Source organism: Streptomyces sp. NRRL F-4489 (assembly GCF_001509485.1).
GTDB lineage: Bacteria > Actinomycetota > Actinomycetes > Streptomycetales > Streptomycetaceae > Streptomyces.
In genome coordinates, this window is sequence record NZ_LLZI01000162.1 from 1 (window position 1) to 1,174 (window position 1,174).

General features: G+C 68.6%; 1 protein-coding gene. It reads right to left on the reverse strand.

Translation table 11 applies throughout. The features are described 5' to 3' along the window. Nucleotides 1-1,174, reverse strand: a 1,174-nt coding sequence (locus ADL22_RS14205; RefSeq protein WP_066978156.1) for a pyridoxal phosphate-dependent aminotransferase, incomplete at both ends; no start/stop codon positions are given.

A 1,174-nucleotide genomic window follows, 5' to 3' on the forward strand; every position in this document is an offset into this window, starting at 1 on the left:
TAGCTTTCGAGGAAGGCGCCGATTCGGGTGACGGCGTCCGTCAGATCGTCCTTGTTGGGCAGCGTGACCAGGCGGAAGTGGTCCGGATCGGGCCAGTTGAAGCCGGTGCCGTGGACGATCATGATCTTCTCGGCGCGCAGCAGGTCCAGCACCATCTGCCGGTCGTCCTTGATCTTGTACACCTTCGGGTCCAGGCGGGGGAAGGCGTAGAGCGCGCCCTTGGGCTTGACGCAGCTGACGCCCGGTATCCGGGTCAGCAGCTCGTAGGCGGTGTCGCGCTGCTCCAGGAGCCGGCCGCCGGGGAGCACCAGGTCCTTGATGGACTGGCGGCCGCCGAGGGCGGTGGCGACGGCGTGCTGGACGGGCATGTTGGCGCACAGCCGCATGTTCGCCAGGATGGTCAGGCCCTCGATGTACGAGGCGGCGTGCGCCTTCGGGCCGCAGACCGCGAGCCAGCCGCTGCGGTAGCCGGCCACGCGGTACGCCTTGGACAGGCCGTTGAAGGTGAGCGTGAGCACGTCGGGGGCGAGCGCGGCGAACGGGGTGTGGGTGACCCCGTCGTAGAGGATCTTGTCGTAGATCTCGTCGGCGCAGACGATGAGGTTGTGCCGGCGGGCCAGTTCGGCGATGCCGTGCAGCAGGGTGTCGTCGTACACCGCGCCGGTGGGGTTGTTGGGGTTGATGACGACGATGGCCTTGGTGCGGTCGGTGATCTTGCGCTCGATGTCGGCGAGGTCCGGCATCCAGTCCGCCTGCTCGTCGCAGCGGTAGTGCACCGCGGTGCCGCCGGAGAGCGAGACCGACGCCGTCCACAGCGGGTAGTCCGGGGCCGGGACGAGGACCTCGTCGCCGTCGTCCAGGAGTGCCTGCATCGACATCTGGATGAGTTCGGAGACGCCGTTGCCCAGATAGACGTCGTCCACCGTCAGTTCGACGCCCTTGGTCTCGTAGTGCTGGACCACCGCGCGGCGGGCCGAGACCAGGCCCTTGGCGTCGCCGTAGCCGTGCGCGGTGCCGACCGAGCGGAGGATGTCCTCCAGGATCTCCGGCGGGCACTCGAACCCGAACGCCGCGGGGTTGCCGGTGTTCAGCTTGAGGATGCGGTGACCCGCCGCCTCCAGCCGCATGGCCTCCTCGAGGACCGGGCCGCGGATTTCGTAGCAGACGTTGGCGA